Raw genomic sequence first — 15,511 nt, 5'->3', positions numbered from 1 at the left:
CGATGACCTGATTTTTACAAAATATTTCTAAACCAATACTAAACGAGGGGGAACCATGTGGGGTATTTATCGCGGGCGCAGACTGGTGTTATACGTTATCGCGGCCATTGTTATTGCCACGTTAATTGGTTATAGCACCTATACATTTGTAAAATTATTTTCCTGATGCGGACGTTTATTTACATAACGCGATATTAATATAAACGCCGGGTCGTATGTTGTTATTTGTGCGCAGTAATAATGTCTTTATTTTATTCAAAAAGGTCAGCGGGGCTGATATTGCTTTACGTTACAGAATGCCGGACAATGACATTTTTAACTGACGATTAACATTACGATGAAACACCCGCTAGAATCGCTGCTCACCGCAGGCGGCATTTTATTGCTGGCCCTGCTTTCGTGCCTGCTGCTCCCTGCGCCTTCGCTTGGGCTGGTGCTGGCGCAGAAGCTGGTTCAGACCTTTCATATGGTCGATCTTAACCAGCTCTATACCATTCTGTTCTGCGTGTGGTTTTTACTGCTCGGGGCGATTGAATTCTTCGTGCTGCGTTTTGTCTGGCGACGCTGGTTTTCACTCGCGTCCTGAGCTCACAAAAAAGCCGGGTGGCGGCTACGCCTTACCCGGCCTGCACGCGACAGGTTAATGTGTCTGGCTATGGTTCTCTTTACGGTACGCACCCGGCGGCTGGTTGAACGTACGGGTGAAGATGCGGGTAAACGTCTGCTGCGAGTCAAACCCGTAGCGCAGGCAGATGTCGTACACCCGGGCGTCGGATTCTCGCAGATCGCGCGCCGCCAGCAGCAGCTTACGTTCACGGATATAACGTCCCAGGCTCTCCCCTTTGTACTGCATAAACAGCCGCTGCAGGTGCCACTTCGAGTAACCCGCGTGGCGGGCAATCTCTTCTATACGTAATGGCTGATGCAGATTGTCGTCGATCCATTCGACGATAGTGTCGATGACTTGAGCGGAAATGGTCATACTGCTGTCCCCCTCTGCTTCTCGCTTAAACATTATTCCCACCACGCACGAAAGGTTTGTGCGCTGTCGCTTACCCGGACGGGCTCGCCCAGTTCCGGCGTCAGCAGCCGATAATTTTTATCCTTGCTGGCTTTTGCCAGCTGGATCAGCGGATCGTTCCAGGCGTGTTTCGCCAGCACGAAGCGTCCGTTATGCCCGGGCACCACGGCTTTCGCATTCAGATCCGCCGAGGCCTGCGCCGTTTCCTCCGGCAGCATGTGGATGTACTTCCAGTCCTGGTCGTACTGACCGTTTTCCATAATGGCTAAATCCACCTCACCAAACTGCTCGCCGATAGCCTTAAAGTGCGGGCCGTAACCGGAATCCCCGCTGTAATAAATCTTCTGATCTGGCGTGACGAACATAAAGCTGCCCCACAGGGTGCGATCGCGTTTAATGCCGCGCCCGGAGAAGTGACGTGCTGGCAGAACATGCACCGTCAATTCATCGCTGATGCGTACCGACTGGTTCCAGTCGCGCTCGTCAATAATCTCAGGCTTCATTCCCCAGTAGCGCAGGTGGGATCCCACGCCCAGCGGCGTCACCACGCGCTTCACCTTTGGCAGTAGCGCCTTGATAGTGGCGTAATCCAGATGATCGTAGTGATCGTGCGAGATAATCAGCAGGTCAATCGCCGGCATGCGTTCAGCGCGCCACGGATACTCGCCGGTAAAGGCCTTATTGAGGAACGAGAACGGCGCGGCATAGTTGCCAAGAACCGGGTCAATCAGGATCCGTTTGCCCGCGAGCTGCAGGTACCACGAGGAGTGACCGAGCCACACCAGGGTGTCCTGCTCCAGCGGCAGGCTCGCAAGATCGGTTTTCACCAGCGGAAGCGGCCGGGCCGGGCGGGCGTTTTCGGTTTTTTTGGTCAGAAATTCCCACATCGCGACCAGCATGTTTTTGTCACCGTTATAACCCGGCGTCGGCAGCGTATTGTGGAATTTCCCCTCGCGATACTGTGGGGAGGCCTCCACTTCGGTGAGCTGCTCACCCTGCGGCGGCTGGCCGAATCCGGCATTCAGAACAAACGGTAAACTCGCGGCTGAAGCAATAATCATGATTAACACCACGCAGATGAAGAGAGGTTTTTTCATATCCTGACCCGAAAACGCGCCCCATCCGATAGCGTGCGCAGGGTAAACTTGATTATGAGTGAGTAAGCACTCATTATAGATATGATGATAAAGTCGTCAAGACGTTTTCGATCTTTGACATTCCGCGTTGCAGCGTGTCAAAGCACGTGTTTCAATCAGGGTTTTAACCATTGACAGGGGGAACAATTTAGTGGCACGTCCGAAGAGTGAAGATAAAAAACAGGCCTTACTGGAAGCCGCAACGGCGGCGTTTGCACAGTCAGGTATCGCCGCCTCAACGGCGCTCATTGCCCGTAAGGCGGGCGTCGCCGAAGGTACCCTGTTCCGCTACTTTGCTACGAAAGACGATCTGCTGAATGCCCTCTATGTGCATCTGAAGCAGGATCTCTGCCAGACCATGCTGGCGAACCTCGATCGCACCATCACGCTGCCTAAAGAACATACCCGCAATATCTGGAACAGCTATGTGGACTGGGGTATACGTAACCCCGTTTCTCATGCGGCGATCCGCCAGATTGGCGTCAGTGAAAAGCTGAGCGTCGAAACGGAACAGGCGGTGAAAGATATGTTCCCGGAACTCCATGAGCTGTGCCGCCGCTCGGTGCGCCCGGTGTTTATGTCAGATGAATTTAAAACGTTTGGCGATGCACTTTTCTTATCGCTGGCTGAAAGCACGATGGAATTTGCCACCCGCGATCCGTCCCGCGCCGTTGATTTTAAAGCGCTCGGCTTTGAGGTGATGTGGCGCGGACGCCAATGGAGAGTAAAGCCTTACAGGAGCACGCTATGCGTGTGGCCCTGGAACTGCCGTTCACCGAACACTGCTGGCCGTTCGGGCCGGAGTTTGACGTCTTCAAAGTGGGCGGAAAAATTTTCATGATTGTGGCCGTCGCGCACGGGCGGCCGCACGTCAGCCTGAAGTCAGACCCGGAGAAATCACTGTTAAACCAGCAGATCTACCGCGGGGTAGAACCCGGCTACCATCTGAGTAAAAAGCACTGGATTTCCCTTTACGGCACTGACGACGTGACGCCGGAACTGGTTACCGACCTCATTAATGACTCCTGGCATCTGGTGGTGGATAAGCTGCCGAAAAAAGACCAGAAGTGGATCCGGCCAGTCTGATTGTTCGTCTGAGACGAACAGATTAAGCGCTCGAATTGCACTTATCTTTTGCCGCTTCGCGCGGTAATCTGCTTTCCTTTCGCGCCCGCGAGCGGGCGAATTTCATCACCAGGAGTTGTTATGGATATCATTTCTGTCGCCCTGAAACGCCACTCCACCAAGGCGTTCGACGCAAGCAAAAAACTGACCGCGGAAGAAGCGGAAAAAATCAAAACCCTGCTGCAGTACAGCCCGTCCAGCACCAACTCCCAGCCGTGGCACTTCATTGTGGCCAGCACCGAGGAAGGAAAAGCGCGCGTGGCGAAATCCGCCGCGGGCACCTATGTGTTCAACGAACGCAAAATGCTGGATGCATCTCACGTGGTGGTGTTCTGCGCAAAAACCGCGATGGACGATGCCTGGCTGGAGCGCGTTGTCGATCAGGAAGAAGCCGACGGTCGCTTCAACACCCCGGAAGCCAAAGCCGCGAACCATAAGGGCCGTACCTACTTTGCCGACATGCACCGCGTGGATCTGAAAGATGACGACCAGTGGATGGCGAAGCAGGTTTACCTGAACGTGGGCAACTTCCTGCTGGGCGTGGGCGCAATGGGCCTGGACGCGGTACCGATCGAAGGTTTCGACGCTGCGATCCTCGACGAAGAGTTTGGCCTGAAAGAGAAGGGCTTCACCAGCCTGGTGGTGGTGCCGGTTGGGCATCACAGCGTAGAAGATTTCAACGCCACGCTGCCGAAATCTCGCCTGCCGCTGAGCACGATTGTGACTGAGTGCTAAACCTTACTGGCACGCTGGATCCCGGCGTGCCAGCCATCAGTAAAGCGTGATCTGCGGATGCTTAACCCCACATACCAGCGCATATCGCGTTAACGTATCAAGGCTCGCCCGGGTGATATTGGCTTCCATTCGCGATACCGTTGGCGCGCTGACGCCCATTCGCTCCGCAACCTGAGCACGCGTCAGGCCAGCATGATTACGCCATTGTGCCAGCATCTCCTGCAAACGTTCTTTACGGGCTTCCGCATCAAAAGACGCCTTTACTTCCGCATCACTTAACAGCTCGGTTCTTAATTCGTCCCAGTCAATAATCTTCTTGCTCATCCAACATCTCCTGTTGTCTTTTCAGCGCCAGACGAATCTCAGCAGAGGGTGTTTTTTGCGTCTTTTTGATAAACACACGCAACAGGAAAATCGTCTTTTCCCGCTGGTACACATAGATCCCACGGCTATGGATCGCCCCAACGGTTCTGATTTCAAACAAACCATAGGGTAAGGGCTTGCTGTCGGGTTCTCGTAGTGCTGTCGGGTGAGTGCGTAATTTATCAAGTTGGCGAATCAGCTTCGCCTGTACCTCTGCTGGCAATGCGAGAATTTCTTCTCTAACGGCCTCATGAACGATAAGTCTGAACACGATTTTTCATCCCTGATGATATTAGCATATAAGACAATTTGCATTAAAGGCTAATATTGCCTTTCATGACGCACTTTATACGCTTCAACCAGGCTAAACCGAAACCGTGCTTATTCCCTGAAAGCCCCTCGCAAAAAACTATTTCCCCTGCGCCGCCAGCCACGCCATCGCCCGCTCCCCTGCCTCATCTACCGGCAGATACACCAGCAGACGCGACCCGTTTCGCGGCGCGGAATACCAGTACATCTGCTGCAGCGTAAACTCCCCCAGCTCGGGATGGGTAAACAGCTTGAGCTGATTCTCCACGCCGCGCACGTCGTTACGCTGGTGCCACAGGGTTTTAAACTCTTCGGACACCGCAAAGAAGCGCGCCAGTTTGGCTTCCCACAGCGGGTCGCCCCGGTGCTCGGCCATCGCCGCGCGGAAATAGGAGACAAAAATGGGCAGCACGTCGTCGCGTCTGCCAAGACGCGCGCGCCACGCCGGATGCGTGAGGAACAGGTAAATACAGTTGCGGTCTTCCGGCGGGATTTCATTGAAATCCACACCCATCAGGTGGCCGAAGCTGTCGTTCCACGCCACGATGTCGAAATTGGGCTTCTGGATGCTGGCAGGTTTTGGCAGCAGGGTGTCGAGCAGGCGGCGTGTGCCTTCGCTGATGCCCTCGCAGCAGACCGCCTGGGGTGCTTCACCCGGCGGCAAACCCGCTAATACAAACAGATGCCGGGCCTCGGTCGGGGTACATTGCAGCGCTTTTGCCACGGCCGCCATCACCGCGCTGGACGGATTGACGTCCCTGCCCTGCTCAAGCCAGGTGTACCAGGTTACGCCCACGTCAGCGAGCATCGCTACCTCTTCCCGACGCAGACCGGGCGTGCGGCGGCGACCGCTGCGCGGCAGGCCTAAGCGCTGCGGATCGAGGCTTTCACGCCGCGCGCGTAAAAATGCCCCCAGCTGTTTTCGGGTGTCATCCTGAAGTGAGACGACGGGTTCAGACATCAGCGCCATAAATCCCCCTGCATGGTGGTGCCAGTACCAGTATAAGTAAGAACTGGTACCCGTTTATCTGATGGTAGATGCTACGACCATCTGTTGAATGACGCAATGGAGTTACCATGAATACGTCAGTTGTTTCACCGGGTCGCGCTGGCCTGATATTGCTGTTAACCGGCCAGATGCTGCCGATGATTGATACCTCAATCACCAACGTGGCGCTGGACGCCATTACCCATTCACTGCACGCTACCGCCACCGAGCTGGAGCTGATCGTCGCGCTCTACGGCGTGGCCTTTGCCGTCTGCCTCGCGCTCGGCAGCAAGCTGGGGGATAATTTTGGCCGTCGCCGTCTGTTTATGTGGGGTGTGGCGAGCTTTGGTCTGGCCTCGCTGCTGTGCGGAATGGCGGGGAACATTGAACAGCTGCTCGCCGCGCGCATCGTTCAGGGCGCGGGTGCCGCACTGATCATGCCGCAAATTCTTGCCACGCTGCACGTGACGCTGAAAGGTACGGCGCATGCAAAAGCCATCAGCCTGTTCGGCGGCATCGGCGGGATTGCGTTTATCGTCGGGCAGATGGGCGGGGGCTGGCTGGTGTCGGCGGATATCGCCGGGCTGGGCTGGCGTAACGCCTTCTTTATCAACGTGCCGATCTGTCTGGTGGTGCTGGCGCTGAGCCGCCGCTTCGTACCGGAAACCCGTCGCGAGACGCCGTCACGCATCGACTGGCCGGGTACCGTGTTGCTGGCCATCATGCTTTGCTGCCTGCTGTTCCCGATGGCGCTCGGCCCGCAGTGGCACTGGTCCTGGCCGCTGAAGGCGATGCTGCTCGCCCTTGTTCCGCTGGCCTGGCTGATGGCGCTGAATGCGCGCAAAAAAGAGCGTGAGAATGCCCACCCGCTGATCCCGCCGCGCCTGCTTGCGCTTCGCAGCGTGCGCTTTGGCATTCTGATTGCGATGCTCTTTTTCAGCGTCTGGTCCGGATTTATGTTCTGTATGGCACTGACCATGCAAACGGGTCTGGGGATGGCGCCGTGGCAGTCCGGGAACAGCTTTATCGCCCTTGGCGTGACCTACTTTGTTTCGGCGTGGTTCGCGCCGCGGCTGATTGCCCGCTACAGCACCAGCACCATCCTGCTGACGGGTCTGGCGATCCAGATCACCGGCCTGCTGGCGCTGATCGCCACGTTCCGCGTTTGGGGCATAGAGAATACCGCCCTGACGCTGGCACCCGCCACCGGACTGGTGGGCTACGGGCAGGCGCTGATCGTGAACAGCTTCTACCGCATCGGGATGCGCGACATTCAGCCTGACGACGCGGGGGCCGCGAGCGCTATTTTAAGCACGCTCCAGCAGGCCGCGCTGGGTCTTGGCCCGGCCATTTTTGGCGCAATCTTGCTGCACGCGCTGCAAAACCATCACGGGGATTACACCCAGGCGGTTAACGTCTTCCTGATGGTGGAAACGGCCATGATGGTGGTGCTGGCTCTGGCGACGCTGCGCATCCGCCATAGCCTGTGCCTGCCGGTGGTAAAGGTCTGCCAGGCCGCCAAATAAGTTCGTGAATTTGCATAATAGATCCGCAGCCGCCATTATGGGGCTGCAAAAATACAGGAGACGTTATGCAGGAATTGATTGCTCAGGTTGAAGAGTTAGGCATTGAAATTAATCACACCACCTCTTTAGTGATTATCTTTGGTATTATTTTTCTTACCGCCATCATCGTTCATTTTATTCTACACAAAGGGGTGCTTCGCGCATTCGAAAAACGCGCGCAGGCCAGCAGCCATTTATGGCTGCAGATCATCACCCAGAATAAATTATTTCACCGTCTGGCCTTTACCCTGCAGGGGATAATTGTCAATGTCCAGGCGGTATTGTGGCTGCAAAAAGGCAGCGAAGCAGCGGAAATTCTCACTACCTGCGCCAGGCTGTGGGTAATGGTATATGCCCTGCTCTCCTTCTTCTCGCTGCTGGACGTGATTTTCAATCTGTCGCAGAAAATGGCCACCGCGTCACAGCTGCCGCTGAAAGGGATCTTCCAGGGCATCAAGCTGGTGAGCGCCATCCTGGTGGGGATATTGATTATCTCCCTGCTCATCGGCCAGTCCCCGGCGATTCTGATAAGCGGTCTGGGCGCCATGGCCGCCGTGCTGATGCTGGTGTTTAAAGACCCGATACTCGGACTGGTGGCAGGTATTCAGCTTTCCGCCAACGACATGCTCAAGCTCGGCGACTGGCTGGAAATGCCGAAATACGGCGCCAACGGCACGGTGACGGATATCGGCCTGACCACCGTGAAAGTACGCAATTTCGATAATACGATTACGACCATTCCGACGTGGGCCCTGGTCTCCGACGCCTTTATCAACTGGAGCGGCATGTCGGCCTCCGGCGGGCGACGTATTAAGCGCAGCCTGAATATTGATACCACCAGTATTCATTTCCTCGACGAGCAGGAGCAGCAGAAGCTCATTCAGGCGAAACTGCTGAAGCCTTATCTGGCCGCACGTCATGAGGAAATTAACCTGTGGAATCAGCAGAACGGTGAAGGGGAATCGGTATTAAACCTGCGCAAAATGACCAATATCGGCACCTTCCGCGCCTACCTGAACGAATATCTGCGCAATCACCCGCGCATTCGCAAAGATATGACGCTGATGGTGCGCCAGCTAGCACCTGACGCGAATGGTTTGCCGATTGAAATATATGCCTTCACCAATACGGTGGTCTGGGCAGAATATGAGGAGATTCAGGCCGACATCTTCGACCATATTTTCGCGGTGGTGGATGAATTTGGGTTGCGTATTCACCAGTCCCCGACCGGGAACGATATTCGCGCCCTGTCGGGGGTCATTGCCAGGTAATCTGTGTAGGCACCCGGGCGTGAAGGCAAGTGCGGTCTGGTGCCCTCACCCCGGCCCTCTCCCACAGGGAGAGGGTGAAAAACGTGCTACTTTTTGCGGGAAAGCTTAAACGTCACAAACAGGAAGATCACCCACACCGGCAGCAGCATCGCCGAGAGGCGCATCTCATCCATGGTGCACATCAGTACCAGAATCAGCCCCAGGAAAGCGATACAGAGGTAGTTACCCGCCGGGTAAAGCAGCGCTTTGAACTGCGTTTCGCGCCCCTTGCGGCGCATCGCGGCGCGGAATCGCAGGTGCGCCAGGCAGATCATGATCCAGTTCAGCAGCAGCGTGGCGACAACCAGCGCCATCAGCAGGCCAAAGGCCTCTTTCGGCAGCAGGTAGTTGATCAGCACCACCAGCGACGTGATGGCACCTGACAGTAACAAGGAGTTCACCGGCACGCCGCGACGGCTGACGCGGGTTAAGAAGCGCGGTGCGTTGCCCTGAACGGAGAGGCCAAACAGCATACGGCTGTTGGAGTAAACGCCGCTGTTATAGACCGACAGCGACGCCACCAGAATGACGAAGTTCAGCGCAGAGGCGACCACGTTGCTGTTCAGATCGTGGAAAATCATCACGAACGGGCTGCTGTCGGATTTCACTTCCACCCACGGATAGAGCGCCAGCAAGACCACCAGCGAGCCGATGTAGAACAGCAGGATACGGTACACCACCTGGTTAACCGCTTTTGGAATGCTTTTATGCGGGTCGCGCGCTTCGGCGGCGGTAATGCCAATCAGCTCGAGACCGCCGAAGGAGAACATGATCACCGCCAGGGAGAGGATCAGCCCTTTCCAGCCGGTGGCGAGGAAGCCGCCGTGCTGCCACAGGTTGTCGATCGTGGCGCGCTCGCCGCCGTGGCCTGAGAACAGCAGCCACAGGCCAAAGCCGATCATGCCGATAATCGCCAGCACCTTGATCAGCGCAAACCAGAACTCGGTTTCACCATACAGGCGGACGTTGACGAGGTTAACGGCGTTAATAATGATGAAGAAGGCCGCCGCCCAGATCCACGTCGGGACATCCGGCAGCCAGTACTGCATATAGATGCCTGCGGCGGTCAGCTCCGCCATTCCCACCAGCACGAACATGACCCAGTAGTTCCAGCCGGACAGGAAGCCGGCAAACGGGCCCCAGTATTTATAAGCAAAGTGCGCGAAGGAGCCTGAAACCGGCTCTTCGACAACCATCTCGCCAAGCTGGCGCATGATCAGGAAGGCAATAATCCCGGCGATACCGTAACCCAGCAGCACTGCCGGGCCCGCCATCTGAATAGCGGGGCCGATGCCGAGAAAGAGCCCGGTACCGATTGCGCCGCCAAGGGCAATTAACTGAATATGTCGATTTTGCAAACCACGTTGCAGCGTCGGATTCTGATCCGACGAGGCTTCGGCGCTACCATGGCCTGAAGCGGATGACGCGTCTTTCACGTCCTACCCCTGTCTCTTTTTTAGAAGGGGCACGTTTTAACACTTCATGCTGGAGGTAGCAAGGGATTGGGGCATCCCTGCCCCGGATAACGAGATGGAACGCTTAGAATTCGTAGCCAACCGAGATCTTAAAGGTGCGCGGTTCGCCCTGCGTGATGTAAGTACCGGAATCGTCCACGCTGGCCCAGTAGTTTTCATTGGTCACGTTATCGATGCCTGCGCGCACGGTCATCTGGTTTGCATTGTGGTTCACCGCGAAGCGATAGCGCATCCCCAGATCCAGCGTGGTGTAGCTGTCCAGCTTTTTGGTGTTTGCCAGGTCAGCGTACTGCGCGCCGGAGTGGTTCACGCGGGCGGTGGCGGTCAGGCCGTCAATCGGCTTGATGTCGTACTCTGCGCCCAGCACGGCGTAAAAGTTCGGAATACCGATCGCATCGTTCCCCTGATTGACGCCATTTTTGGTTTTGGTCAGCTCGGCCTGCAGCCAGGTGGCGCTGGCATTCAGACGCATCCCCAGCATGGGCTCGCCAAAGACGTTCAGCTCCACGCCACGGTTACGCTGCTCGGCGTCAAGGCCGTAGTGGCCGCTGTCGTCGAGGATCGCCGACGGCATCTTGATTTCGAACAGCGCAAGCGATCCGCGCACGCGGCCAAAGTCCGCCTTCACGCCCACTTCGTTCTGCTTAGAGTGCACGATACCGGTGCTCTGGCCGTAGTTGGTGGCGGTATTAGGCGCGGTTTTGCCCGGCTGCAGCGCTTCGGTATGGTTAGCATAGAGGGAGATTTCCTCCCACGGCTTGTAGACCACGCCGTAGGTTGGCATCCAGCGGCTGCCGTCGAAGCCGTCTGCCGCGCTTTCCGCACCGGTAATTTTGTTATACCCGCGAATGACCACCTTCTGATGGCGCGCGCCGGCGGTGAACAGCAGTTTGTCGTCCAGCACGCCCAGGGTATCGCTCAACAGCCAGCCCTGGGTACGGGTGCGTCCGCTGGTCAGCGGGTCGCTGTATTTCCCGCCTGAGCCGTTGAGGTTGGTGCTGTCCGGCATCTCAACGCCGGTGTTGTGGTAGATGTTGGTCGTCGGGTTATCCTTCGTCGCCGACATTTTCCACGCGATTTTTTCGTTTTTGGTCATCGCCGAATAGCCAACGTTGACCTTGTGCGAGACGAAACCAGTATTGAAATTACCGCGAATGCCCGCCATACCGCTGACGGAGTCGCTGATGCGGTTGGTATCAAGGCGGCTGACCGTTGCCTTGCCGCTTTTATCTACCAGCTTCGGCGCGCTGTAGATCCCTTCCTCATGCGCATGCTGCGCGCCCAGGCCGGTATAGGCGGTCCAGCCGTCGGTGATGTCGTACTCGCTGCGCCACATCCCGAACTCGTTTTCGATGTTGCTGTAGGCCCACTTCTGCGAGAAGTTGCGATCGTTTTTCGGCGGCTCGGGCACGAAATCCACCGCCGAAATGTTGACGCTGGTTGGGCTACCGTGGAAGGTTTTCTTCTGATAGCCCAGATCAAGCGAGGTGCGGAAGCGGTCACCGCTGTAATCCAGGCCGGTAGAGAGCAGCGTGGTGCGGCGGCGATCGTTCGGTATGCCGGTTTCCCCTTCGCGGTGCACCAGGTTCACCCGCGCGCCAAACTGGTCGTTGTCGCCGTAGCGACGGCCCGCATCCAGCGTGGTGCCAATTTGAGAATCGGAAGTGTAGTCGACGCCCACTTTCGCCTGCGGGAGTTCGCCCGCGTGTTTTGGCTCAAGGTTGATCATCCCGCCCACGCCGGAGCTCGCCGCGCCGTTCATCAGGGCGTTTGCCCCTTTGAAGATCTCAATGCGCTCAACCATCTGGGTATCCACCACCTGGCGCGGCAGCACGCCGGACAGCCCGCCAAAGGTCATGTCGTCACCGTCGAACTTCAGACCACGGATACGGTAGGTTTCCGCGCTGTTGCCGAACCCCTGGACGAACTGCACGCCCGCGTCGTTCGCGACGACATCGGCAATGGTTTTCGCCTGCTGATCTTCCACCAGCTTCGAGGTGTAGCTGATGATGTTGAACGGCACGTCCATGGCGTTCTGCTGGCCCAGCATCCCCATGCGCCCGCCGTTCGCCATCTGCCCGTCAAGGAAGGCCGGTACCAACTGGTCGCCACCGGGTTTGAAATCGCTGGCTGGTGCAGCCTGGACAACGAGGGTTTCCTCTTTTTGATCGTCCGCCGCGAAGGCGGAATGCGTCACCGCGCCAACGGCGAGCGCCAACAGCGTGTTGTTTATTTTGGTGTTGTTCATCGTTAACTCATTTATACGTGCGCGCAAAAATGACCCGTTGTCGGGTCTTAGAATGTGTTTATCAAAATGCAAATGAGAACTATACGCATTATACATGCATTAGCAAGTGTAACCGCGTTCATGAGGAGGTTTGGCGAGAAATGAGGGGAACAACCACCCCGTTGCGGGGGTGGCTGCAATGACGTTATTTTTTCTTGTAGATATTGGCCGTACCGTGAATTTTATTGTTGGTGTTCCCTGACGTGAGCACCAGGACATCTGCGCCTTTCTTATCGGCTTTCTCAATCAGTTCTTTTTTTGCATCATCAACAGATACCTCATTCGAGGTACTTACCGTACCGATTTTTTGATACTGAGACGCAACTTTCTTGAACTCATTTTTTGTCAGCAACTGAGCAGCAAAAGCATTGGTCGTAAACAGTAACGCCGTTCCCAACAAAATAGCAGTCGTCTTTTTCATAACCTTTTTTCCTTGAGATTAATCAGCAACTACGAAAAACCTCACGCATTGTGGTGAGGTTTTATGAGCATGGTAGAGAATCTCAGGAAATGCCATACGTTCGGGAAAATTCTTTTATAACAACCCGTTGCATGAAATTACTAACGAATATTAAGAATATTCGAATACCCGCGCGGTGCCAGCAATATCAATGCGTACCGCCGTGCCCGGGTTCCATCCTGGCTGGCTGACGGTCTTCAGAATCACGGGCTGTTGCTGCCCGGCTAATCCGAGGGTGAGCGTCGATAGCTGTCCGGTGAAATCCACATCAAGAATCGAGATCGGGCTTTCATGTGAGGCACATGCCGTCACGCGTAATTGTTCAGGGCGCATCATCACCCTGCCCTGTCCTGTCGCATGCGCGTTGTCCGTCGGCACTTCACCCAGCGCGCACACGGCATACCCGGCAGCGAGTTGAGCTGGCAGGATCACGGCGTCGCCAAGAAACAGCGCCGTCTCTTCGTCAACGGGACGGGTGTAAACCTCATAAGGCGTACCGACCTGTGTGAAGCGTCCGGAGCGCATCACGGCAACCTGCGTGGCAAAGGACAACGCTTCGTTCTGATCGTGGGTGACCAGAATCGAGGCCACGCCCGCTTCGGCCAGCAGATCGGCCGTTGCCTTACGCGTCATGGCGCGCAGGCCGGTATCCAGCGCCGAGAACGGTTCATCCAGCAGCATCAGTGAAGGACGCTGGGCCAGCGCACGGGCAAGCGCCACGCGCTGCTGCTGCCCGCCGGAAATCTCGTGGGGCCAGTGCGTTGCCAGTTGCCTGTCCAGAGACACCATTTCCATCAGCGCCTCAACGCGCTGGCGTTTCTCGTGGCGGGTGCCGTCCAGCCCCCAGGCAATGTTGTCTGCCACATTGAGGTGCGGGAACAGCGCCCCCTCCTGAGGTACAAAACCGATCCCGCGCTGGTGGGCAGGGACAAAACGGTTTTCATCAAACAGCGTTCTCCCCTGCATGACAATACGCCCGGTGTCAGGCGTTTCGAAACCGGCAAGAATACGCAGCAGCGTGGTTTTCCCCGACCCGGACGGCCCGACAATCGCCGTCCTGCTCCCCGGCGCAACGCTCAGGTTTAAGCTGTCGAGCACCTGCACATCAGAAAACGATTTAGAAATGGCGGTTAATTCAAGCATGTCATAGCCCTGCAATTTTTTTCGACTGCATATAGAGAATGGCGGTCAGCGGGAGTGAAATCAGGATCATCAGCATCGCGTAAGGCGCGGCGGCAACATAGTCAATTTCACTGGTCAGCGCCCAGAATCCGGTGGAGAGCGTGCGCGTGCCCAGCGGAGAGAGCAACAGCGTGGCGGTCAACTCGTTGCTGACGCCGAGGAAAACCAGCGCGGCACCCGCCGCAGCACCGGGCGCGGCCAGCCGCATCGTGACGCTCCAGAGCGCCTTCACGGGCGTGCTGCCCAGGCTGCGCGCCACGTTTTCCAGCTCGACCGGCGCCTGCGCAATTCCCGCCCGCAGGTTGATGAGCGCTCGGGGCATAAACATCAGCAGGTAGGCCAGGAACAGGGTAATTTCCGTCTGGTAAATGGGGCGGGCGTAATGAATGGTGACGGTGACCAGCGCCAGCGCCGTGACAATGCCCGGCAGTGAACTGGTGATATAGATGCACCCTTCCAGCATCCGGAAGATACGGTGCGGATAGCGGATACCCAGCCACGCGATGGGGATCACGCACGCCGTCGTCAGGAGCGCACCGCCCACGCCGAGCATCAGCGTCTGGCGCAGGGAGTGCCAGAGATCGGGACTCATCCAGTTTTGCACGCCCCCGAGCCAAATCCAGCGGCACAGGACAATCAACGGCACGCCCAGCGCCAGCACGATCAGCACGATGAAAAACAGCTGGCCCAGCGCGGCAGCCGCAGGCTTCAGCGGCCAGCGTTTCTGTTCGCGCGCGGCCCCGGCGCCAATGCGCGCGTAGCGTGCTTTTCCGCGCGTTACGCCTTCCAGCACCAGGATAGCCAGACAGCATAAGGCCAGCACGCCCGCCAGCATGTTCGCCGCCGGGCCGCTGAAGGTAGACTGGAACTGGTCATAGATTGCCGTGGTGAAGGTATCAAAGCGGATCATCACGTACAGGCCATATTCCGCCAGCAGATGCAGCGCCACCAGCAGCGCGCCGCCGCAGATAGCCAGCTTGAGCTGCGGCAGCACCACGCGGAAAAAGACCCGCCAGGGCGGCGTGCCGAGCGATGCGGCGACATCTTCAAGCGTCGGGTCAAGACGACGCAGCACCGCCGCAACCGGCATATAGATAAACGGATAGTAGGCCAGAACGGAGAGGAACACGCCCGCGGAGAGCCCATGCATGGAGGGGACAACGCTTACCCAGGCATAGCTTTGCACAAACGCGGGGATCGCCAGCGGGGCGACCGCCAGTGCAGACCAGATCCCTCGCCCGGCAAGCTGCGTGCGCTCGGTGAGCCAGGCTATCGCCACGCCCGTCACGATACACAGCGGAACCGCTAAAGCCGTCAGCCACAGCGTGTTGCTGAGTAGCTCAGCAACACGCGGGCGAAACACCAGCGCCTTAATGGTTTCCCAGCCGGTCTCAATGCCAATGGCAATGATAAAACCCAAAGGCAGAAGCGCCATTAATGAAAACAACACAGCTAACGCAACCATCGGCAGTGCAGGACGCCTGCGGGCAGGCTCCTGCACTCTGTTTTTTCCGATGTCGAGACTCAGACCAGACATAAGACGTTCACTTCACTC

Annotated in this window: 15 protein-coding genes and 1 pseudogene; 6 read left to right on the top strand and 10 right to left on the bottom strand. The window is 57.0% G+C overall.

The window, feature by feature from the left end; translation table 11 throughout:
• The first annotated feature begins 337 nt into the window (after positions 1-337).
• A complete protein-coding gene (locus OTG14_RS01230; RefSeq protein WP_013097677.1) occupies positions 338-586 on the top strand; it encodes a DUF1158 domain-containing protein in 249 nt (82 codons plus the stop codon).
• A gap of 54 nt (positions 587-640) precedes the next feature.
• Here the strand turns inward: OTG14_RS01230 and OTG14_RS01225 are convergent, their stop codons facing one another.
• On the bottom strand, positions 641-982 hold the full coding sequence (locus OTG14_RS01225; protein WP_010428317.1) for a RamA family antibiotic efflux transcriptional regulator: 342 nt from the start codon (positions 980-982) through the stop codon (positions 641-643).
• A 32-nt stretch (positions 983-1,014) separates the two neighbouring features.
• Complete coding sequence (locus OTG14_RS01220) at positions 1,015-2,118, bottom strand: MBL fold metallo-hydrolase (protein ID WP_267214463.1); 1,104 nt, start codon at positions 2,116-2,118, stop codon at positions 1,015-1,017.
• A 190-nt stretch (positions 2,119-2,308) separates the two neighbouring features.
• Here OTG14_RS01220 and OTG14_RS01215 point away from each other — a divergent pair.
• From OTG14_RS01215 to nfsB, 3 genes and pseudogenes are all read left to right on the top strand, one after another.
• A pseudogene (locus OTG14_RS01215) lies at positions 2,309-2,869 on the top strand (TetR/AcrR family transcriptional regulator); the annotation flags it as partial.
• A gap of 5 nt (positions 2,870-2,874) precedes the next feature.
• Positions 2,875-3,243, top strand: coding sequence for an MmcQ/YjbR family DNA-binding protein (locus OTG14_RS01210; protein ID WP_024906902.1), 369 nt, complete (start codon positions 2,875-2,877; stop codon positions 3,241-3,243).
• A gap of 120 nt (positions 3,244-3,363) precedes the next feature.
• Positions 3,364-4,017, top strand: coding sequence for an oxygen-insensitive NAD(P)H nitroreductase (gene nfsB / locus OTG14_RS01205; RefSeq protein WP_024906901.1), 654 nt, complete (start codon positions 3,364-3,366; stop codon positions 4,015-4,017).
• 36 nt (positions 4,018-4,053) lie between these two features.
• On the opposite strand, the gene OTG14_RS01200 is transcribed toward nfsB, so the two are convergent.
• The 3 genes from OTG14_RS01200 to OTG14_RS01190 form a co-directional block, all read right to left on the bottom strand.
• Complete coding sequence (locus OTG14_RS01200) at positions 4,054-4,341, bottom strand: helix-turn-helix domain-containing protein (protein ID WP_104949203.1); 288 nt, start codon at positions 4,339-4,341, stop codon at positions 4,054-4,056.
• Entirely contained in the window at positions 4,322-4,651 is a 330-nt protein-coding gene (locus OTG14_RS01195) for a type II toxin-antitoxin system RelE/ParE family toxin (protein ID WP_248272941.1), read from the bottom strand. The genes OTG14_RS01200 and OTG14_RS01195 overlap by 20 nt, the downstream gene beginning before the upstream one ends.
• Before the next feature lie 138 nt (positions 4,652-4,789).
• A complete protein-coding gene (locus tag OTG14_RS01190) occupies positions 4,790-5,659 on the bottom strand; it encodes a helix-turn-helix transcriptional regulator (RefSeq protein WP_061715828.1) in 870 nt (289 codons plus the stop codon).
• Positions 5,660-5,766: 107 nt separating this feature from the next.
• On the opposite strand from OTG14_RS01190, the gene OTG14_RS01185 reads away from it, so the two are divergent.
• Complete coding sequence (locus tag OTG14_RS01185; RefSeq protein WP_267214462.1) at positions 5,767-7,203, top strand: MFS transporter; 1,437 nt, start codon at positions 5,767-5,769, stop codon at positions 7,201-7,203.
• Between the two features lie 65 nt (positions 7,204-7,268).
• Positions 7,269-8,513: a mechanosensitive ion channel family protein gene (locus tag OTG14_RS01180; protein ID WP_024906897.1), complete on the top strand. Its 1,245-nt coding sequence runs from the start codon at positions 7,269-7,271 to the stop codon at positions 8,511-8,513.
• An 86-nt stretch (positions 8,514-8,599) separates the two neighbouring features.
• Here the strand turns inward: OTG14_RS01180 and pheP are convergent, their stop codons facing one another.
• The 5 genes from pheP to OTG14_RS01155 all read right to left on the bottom strand — a co-directional run bounded on the left by pheP (position 8,600) and on the right by OTG14_RS01155 (position 15,493).
• Complete coding sequence (gene pheP, locus OTG14_RS01175; RefSeq protein WP_267214461.1) at positions 8,600-9,988, bottom strand: phenylalanine transporter; 1,389 nt, start codon at positions 9,986-9,988, stop codon at positions 8,600-8,602.
• 103 nt (positions 9,989-10,091) lie between these two features.
• Positions 10,092-12,275, bottom strand: coding sequence for a TonB-dependent receptor (locus OTG14_RS01170; RefSeq protein ID WP_267214460.1), 2,184 nt, complete (start codon positions 12,273-12,275; stop codon positions 10,092-10,094).
• Positions 12,276-12,459: 184 nt separating this feature from the next.
• On the bottom strand, positions 12,460-12,735 hold the full coding sequence (yahO, locus tag OTG14_RS01165) for a DUF1471 family periplasmic protein YahO (RefSeq protein ID WP_024906894.1): 276 nt from the start codon (positions 12,733-12,735) through the stop codon (positions 12,460-12,462).
• Positions 12,736-12,885: 150 nt separating this feature from the next.
• A complete protein-coding gene (locus OTG14_RS01160; RefSeq protein ID WP_032646219.1) occupies positions 12,886-13,917 on the bottom strand; it encodes an ABC transporter ATP-binding protein in 1,032 nt (343 codons plus the stop codon).
• A gap of 1 nt (position 13,918) precedes the next feature.
• The gene (locus OTG14_RS01155; protein WP_267214459.1) at positions 13,919-15,493 is read right to left on the bottom strand and encodes an ABC transporter permease; all 1,575 of its coding nucleotides are present in this window, start codon (positions 15,491-15,493) and stop codon (positions 13,919-13,921) included.
• Positions 15,494-15,511 lie beyond the last annotated feature (18 nt).

Source organism: Enterobacter pseudoroggenkampii, assembly GCF_026420145.1.
Lineage (GTDB): Bacteria > Pseudomonadota > Gammaproteobacteria > Enterobacterales > Enterobacteriaceae > Enterobacter > Enterobacter pseudoroggenkampii.
The sequence above is the reverse complement of the archived record's forward strand: the minus strand, read 5'-3'. Positions and strand labels throughout refer to the sequence as shown.

What these genes read in the sequence shown, in the direction of transcription:
- OTG14_RS01230 (WP_013097677.1), top strand. Translation starts at nt 338, where the DNA reads ATGAAACACCCGCTAGAATCGCTGCTCACCGCAGGCGGCATTTTATTG.
- OTG14_RS01180 (WP_024906897.1), top strand. Translation starts at nt 7,269, where the DNA reads ATGCAGGAATTGATTGCTCAGGTTGAAGAGTTAGGCATTGAAATTAAT.
- OTG14_RS01155 (WP_267214459.1), bottom strand. Translation starts at nt 15,493, where the DNA reads ATGTCTGGTCTGAGTCTCGACATCGGAAAAAACAGAGTGCAGGAGCCT.
- nfsB (WP_024906901.1), top strand. Translation starts at nt 3,364, where the DNA reads ATGGATATCATTTCTGTCGCCCTGAAACGCCACTCCACCAAGGCGTTC.
- OTG14_RS01210 (WP_024906902.1), top strand. Translation starts at nt 2,875, where the DNA reads ATGGAGAGTAAAGCCTTACAGGAGCACGCTATGCGTGTGGCCCTGGAA.
- OTG14_RS01200 (WP_104949203.1), bottom strand. Translation starts at nt 4,341, where the DNA reads ATGAGCAAGAAGATTATTGACTGGGACGAATTAAGAACCGAGCTGTTA.
- OTG14_RS01185 (WP_267214462.1), top strand. Translation starts at nt 5,767, where the DNA reads ATGAATACGTCAGTTGTTTCACCGGGTCGCGCTGGCCTGATATTGCTG.
- OTG14_RS01160 (WP_032646219.1), bottom strand. Translation starts at nt 13,917, where the DNA reads ATGCTTGAATTAACCGCCATTTCTAAATCGTTTTCTGATGTGCAGGTG.
- OTG14_RS01225 (WP_010428317.1), bottom strand. Translation starts at nt 982, where the DNA reads ATGACCATTTCCGCTCAAGTCATCGACACTATCGTCGAATGGATCGAC.
- OTG14_RS01220 (WP_267214463.1), bottom strand. Translation starts at nt 2,118, where the DNA reads ATGAAAAAACCTCTCTTCATCTGCGTGGTGTTAATCATGATTATTGCT.
- yahO (WP_024906894.1), bottom strand. Translation starts at nt 12,735, where the DNA reads ATGAAAAAGACGACTGCTATTTTGTTGGGAACGGCGTTACTGTTTACG.
- OTG14_RS01170 (WP_267214460.1), bottom strand. Translation starts at nt 12,275, where the DNA reads ATGAACAACACCAAAATAAACAACACGCTGTTGGCGCTCGCCGTTGGC.
- OTG14_RS01190 (WP_061715828.1), bottom strand. Translation starts at nt 5,659, where the DNA reads ATGGCGCTGATGTCTGAACCCGTCGTCTCACTTCAGGATGACACCCGA.